At 53.2% G+C, this 4,676-nt stretch carries 5 protein-coding genes and 1 pseudogene; 3 read left to right on the top strand and 3 right to left on the bottom strand.

Features of this window, described 5'->3' with window-relative positions; genetic code table 11:
* Positions 1–84: 84 nt before the first annotated feature.
* The 3 genes and pseudogenes from mazG to ACFPLB_RS11095 all read right to left on the bottom strand — a co-directional run bounded on the left by mazG (position 85) and on the right by ACFPLB_RS11095 (position 2,544).
* Positions 85–882: a nucleoside triphosphate pyrophosphohydrolase gene (gene mazG / locus ACFPLB_RS11105; protein ID WP_378229583.1), complete on the bottom strand. Its 798-nt coding sequence runs from the start codon at positions 880–882 to the stop codon at positions 85–87.
* 51 nt (positions 883–933) lie between these two features.
* A pseudogene (locus tag ACFPLB_RS11100) lies at positions 934–1,221 on the bottom strand (GNAT family N-acetyltransferase); the annotation flags it as partial.
* Between the two features lie 222 nt (positions 1,222–1,443).
* Positions 1,444–2,544 carry an AI-2E family transporter gene (locus ACFPLB_RS11095; protein WP_378229581.1) on the bottom strand — a complete coding sequence of 367 codons (1,101 nt, stop codon included), beginning with the start codon at positions 2,542–2,544 and terminating at the stop codon, positions 1,444–1,446.
* Between the two features lie 80 nt (positions 2,545–2,624).
* Between ACFPLB_RS11095 and ACFPLB_RS11090 the strand changes: the two genes are divergently transcribed.
* The 3 genes from ACFPLB_RS11090 (at position 2,625) to ACFPLB_RS11080 (ending at position 4,509) form a co-directional block, all read left to right on the top strand.
* Complete coding sequence (locus tag ACFPLB_RS11090; RefSeq protein ID WP_378229579.1) at positions 2,625–2,894, top strand: hypothetical protein; 270 nt, start codon at positions 2,625–2,627, stop codon at positions 2,892–2,894.
* Positions 2,806–3,759 (top strand): tRNA dihydrouridine(20/20a) synthase DusA, encoded by a 954-nt coding sequence (gene dusA / locus ACFPLB_RS11085; protein WP_378229577.1) that lies wholly within the window; start codon positions 2,806–2,808, stop codon positions 3,757–3,759. The genes ACFPLB_RS11090 and dusA overlap by 89 nt, the downstream gene beginning before the upstream one ends.
* 99 nt (positions 3,760–3,858) lie before the next feature.
* On the top strand, positions 3,859–4,509 hold the full coding sequence (locus ACFPLB_RS11080) for a YiaD family glycine zipper/OmpA-like lipoprotein (RefSeq protein WP_378229575.1): 651 nt from the start codon (positions 3,859–3,861) through the stop codon (positions 4,507–4,509).
* The last annotated feature ends 167 nt before the right edge of the window (positions 4,510–4,676 follow it).

Raw genomic sequence — 4,676 nt, 5'->3', positions numbered from 1 at the left:
AAAATCAGCGTTGAATCTGATTTGCAACCGGATGGGAATCCCAAAACCTTAAATCGTCACCACAACCTAAAAAGCTGTTTTTCTCTATGATTTGTGCTTTGCCTGTTGCCAGATTTCTTCCATCTCGTTGAGGCTCGCCTCATCAAGCGATTTTTCCTGCGCCGCAAGCGTGCGCTCTATGTGATGGAAACGATTGCGGAATTTATCATTTGTGCCAGTCAGTGCATTTTCCGGATCCACGCCCAGATGACGGCCAAGATTGACGAGAGCAAACAGCATATCGCCAAACTCATCCGTGATGGCCGCTATTTCCCCTTTGGTCAAAGCCTCACGCAATTCGCCAATTTCCTCCTCGATTTTATCAAGGATAGGGGCAGCCTCACCCCAGTCAAAGCCAATTGTTGCGGCCTTTTTCTGCAGTTTGAGGGCGCGTGTCAGGGCAGGCAGGGCCAGCGGCACATTATCAAGAAAACCATGGTCGTTTCTTGTGGTGTTCTTTTCCGCCTTTTCTGCGGCTTTTATCTTTTCCCACATGCCCTTGGCCATGCTCGCATTGCGCGCTTCTTCAGAGCCGAACACATGTGGATGGCGGCGGATCATTTTGGTGGTGATGGCTTCCACCACATCGGGGAAGGTAAATTTTCCTGCCTCTTCAGCCATGCGGGCATGATAGACAACCTGCAAAAGCAGATCGCCAAGCTCTTCGCGTAAATTGTCAAAGTCACCGCGTGCGATGGCGTCGGCCACCTCATAGGCTTCTTCAATCGTGTAGGGGGCAATGGATGAAAAATTCTGCTCCACATCCCATGCGCAGCCGCCGATCGGGGCGCGCAAAGAGGCCATGATTTCAATCAGCCGTGAAATGTCTTGCGAAGGTGTCAAAGAGGGGATGGCCTGGGCATTGTCCAGCTTGCGGATATAATAGCGCACGGTCTTGGCGCCGCCATGAATTTCGGCAGCCCCCACTTCCCTGAAGCCTAAACGCGCATGAAACGCATCGGAGGCCGGATTGGGTGGATCGGCATTCACCTCGCAGGCAATGGTATCATAGCCTGCCTTGGCTGCCTGTTTGAACAGATCTTCGTAAAGGCGTCTTGCATGGCCGTGTCCGCGGGCTTTTTCATCAACGACGACACGGTCGATATAGATAAAGCGGGGATAGCGCTGCCGGAACCAGAGAAAATTGGTGCTGTCATAGGCCGCATTCTGGTTAAAGGTCATGAGAAAGGCTTCTGCCTCGCCAATGTGGCGGGCATGAAAAGATTGGCCCAGAAGATAAGACAGCCGCTCCGGCTCCAGCCAGGAAAGTTCCTGTGCGTGCAGATTGTTCAGCTTCAGGATTGCCGCCTCATCCTTGCTGGAAACAGGATCAATCGAGGGTAAGGCTTGAGCGGACACAGGAGTTTCCATCATATTGCTTGGTTTGAGTAGGAAGCGCGGGCGTTATGTATTCTGATTGTCATCATCCTGCCCGGGAGCGTTGCGCGACTGTAAAGAATATGCCCGGCTGCGGGTTTCGGTGAAAATATCCCAGACCGTGATGAACATGGCTGCAATCATCGGGCCAATGACGAAGCCATTGAGACCGGCAACGGAAATTCCGCCCAATGTCGAGATCAGCACCACATAATCGGGCATTTTTGTGGATTTTCCAACCAGTACGGGACGCAGCAGATTATCGACAAGACCAATGACCAGCAGACCAAAGGCAATGAGCACAAGAGCCTTGAAGATAGCGCCTGAGACAAACAGGAAAAGGGCGACCGGCAGCCAGATGATGCTGGCGCCAACTGCCGGAAGCAGTGCAAAAAAGGCCATGACAACACCCCATAAAACGGGCGCGTTGACACCCAGCAGCCAGAAGATCAGGCCCCCTAGCACCCCTTGCAGGGCGGCGATAAGAACCGTTCCCTTGACTGCTGCGCGCACGACCACGGTGAATTTCTCAACCAGTGCATCGCGTTGTGAGGGACGCAGGGGAATGGCTTGCCTGATGCGGCTGGTCAGGCCCGAACCATCGCGCAGCAGAAAAAATGTCAGATAAAGCATCACGCCAAGCGCTACGACGAAACTGAAGGTGCTTTGCCCGGCAGAAACTGCATAAGTAGCAAGCAGTTGCAGGAATTGGCTGAATAGCCGAGACAAGCGCTCACGAACCTCATCGAGGCTTGACAGGTCCAGACGGGCAAGCAGGTTTTTAACCCAATCGGGCAATATGTCCCCGGTATCTTTCAGATACTGGTTCAGATCCAGTTGCCCTGACTGGATGCTGTTATAAAGGCTGGTGGCTTCGATCACCAGCGAGGATGTGATCAGCATCAAGGGAACGATCACCAGAAGAAAGATGGTCACCAGTGTGATGGCAGCGGCAATTCCCGCGCGGTTGCCGGTCATTTTCAACAGATTGCGGTAAAGGGGAGCAAAGATGATTGCTGTGACGACGCTCCACAATACGGCGCCGAAATAGGGCCAGACAATCAGCCCAAAGGCGATTGATGTTCCGACGAGCAACCATAAAAATGCGTTATCTTCAATTGTACGCATGCTGGCCTCACACCACTTTCATCACATTAACCGGCCCTGACTTGGGTGCATGGTAACATGCAAGTGTGGGTGAATTGTCAATGTCTGCTTACAAAACATTTGGGCCTGCTTGCAAAACATCGGGCGGGCACTACAAAGCCATTTTGCAGCGTTTGCCAGATTGCCCGGATGGTTGGCAGGCACGCTATTTCCAGTTTGATGCATATAGAAAAGATGAAAAATCAATATTTGAACGGCGAGAAAATCATTTCGGTTGCGCCCATGCTTGCATGGACGGACCGGAATTGCCGTTTTTTTCACCGTCAGCTTACAAAAAAAACCCTGCTTTATACGGAAATGGTTGTGGCTGACGCCATCATTCATGGCCCGCGGGAAAGGCTTCTCGGGTTTGATGCAGCCGAGCACAGGCTTGCCTTGCAACTGGGTGGCTCTGATCCGCACAAGCTGGCGCAGGCTGCGCGTATTGGTGCGGATTTTGGCTATGACGAGATCAATCTGAATGTAGGCTGCCCTTCGGATCGGGTTCAAAGCGGCACATTTGGCGCCTGTCTTATGCTTTCACCGCAACTGGTTGCCGATTGTGTGGCAGCCATGAAAGGGGCGATGCATATTCCTGTTACCGTCAAATGCCGCATTGGCGTGGATGATCAGGACACGCAAACAGCGCTTGATGACCTTGCAAATGCGGTTTTTTCGGCTGGGGCTGATGCGCTCTGGGTTCATGCGCGCAAGGCCTGGCTGAAAGGACTAAGTCCAAAGGAAAACCGGGATATTCCGCCGCTTGATTATGAACGGGTTCAGCGTTTGAAGGAAGATAACCCGGATCGTTTTATTGGCATCAATGGCGGTATCCAGACGCTGGAAGAGGTACGGGCGCATTTGCAGCAACTGGATGGGGTGATGCTTGGGCGTGCCGCCTATCATACACCCGAAATTCTGACCGGTGTTGACGGGATTTTGGCAAACAAGCCGGATGAGGTTTTTGATTTTGCCGGACTGATTGATGCCATGGCTGATTATGCGACCCGCCATATTGCCCAAGGCGGACGGCTGGGGCATATCAGCCGCCATATGGTCGGACTGTTTCATGGATTGCCCGGTGCGCGACGCTGGCGACAAATTCTTTCAACAGACGCTTTGCAGCCCGGCGCTGATGCACAGGTGCTGCGGAAGGCTTTTGCTGCGGTTGACATCAAGGCGCAGGCAATTGCCTGAGAAAAAAATCAAGGTTCCGTTTTTTGCCGCAATTTGTGTTAGAACGGGTCTGAAGGGTGAAGGTGCCTTGTGCGCCACAGTTTACGAGGGATATTCCTGATGAAGACCAGAACCATAATCGCCATGGTGGCAGTTGGCGTGTTTGCAGTAGCTTGCTCGACCGACCCCTATACCGGCCAGCAGAAAATCTCGAATACGGCAGGTGGTGCAGGCATTGGCGCGCTGGCAGGTGCTGCACTTGGCACGCTGGCAGGTGGTGATGATCGCCGCAACGCGCTGATCGGCGCTGGCGTTGGCGCATTGGCTGGCGGTCTTGTCGGGGCCAAGATGGACCAGAACGAGGCTGAATTGCGCGCGCAATTGCAGGGCACCGGCGTGAGCGTTACCCGTGTTGGCAACCAGATTGTGCTCAATATGCCGTCTGACGTGACTTTTGGTGTGGATCAGGATGCGGTGCGCGCCGATTTTTATCCGGTGCTGAATTCGGTGGCGCTGGTGCTGCGCAAATATAATCAGACGCTTGTTGATGTGTATGGTCATACGGATTCAACCGGCAGTGATCAGCATAATTATGATCTGTCGCAGCGTCGTGCGCTTTCTGTCGCCAATTATCTGGGCGGGCAGGGCGTGGACCAGCGTCGCTTTGCTGTCAGCGGCTTTGGCAAGACACGTCCGATCGCCAGCAATGCAACGGCAGAAGGCCGTGCCCAGAACCGCCGCGTTGAAATTCAGCTTTCACCGCTGACCTAAAGCCTGTCTCCCGAGACTTAAGAACCAGTTTCGGGATAAAGACATGCGTAAAAACAAAAGCTTAAAGCGGGTCGTGTGAATCTGAAAGATTGCGACACGCTTTAGGGTCGAGACTCAATCATGACCACCATATGCAGATAGCGGCCAAGTAGCATGTTGCTGCGAAG

It is taken from the genome of Aquamicrobium segne (assembly GCF_042656785.1).
Lineage (GTDB): Bacteria > Pseudomonadota > Alphaproteobacteria > Rhizobiales > Rhizobiaceae > Mesorhizobium > Mesorhizobium segne.
Note: the sequence above shows the minus strand (reverse complement) of the source record. Positions and strands in the feature narration are given on the sequence as shown.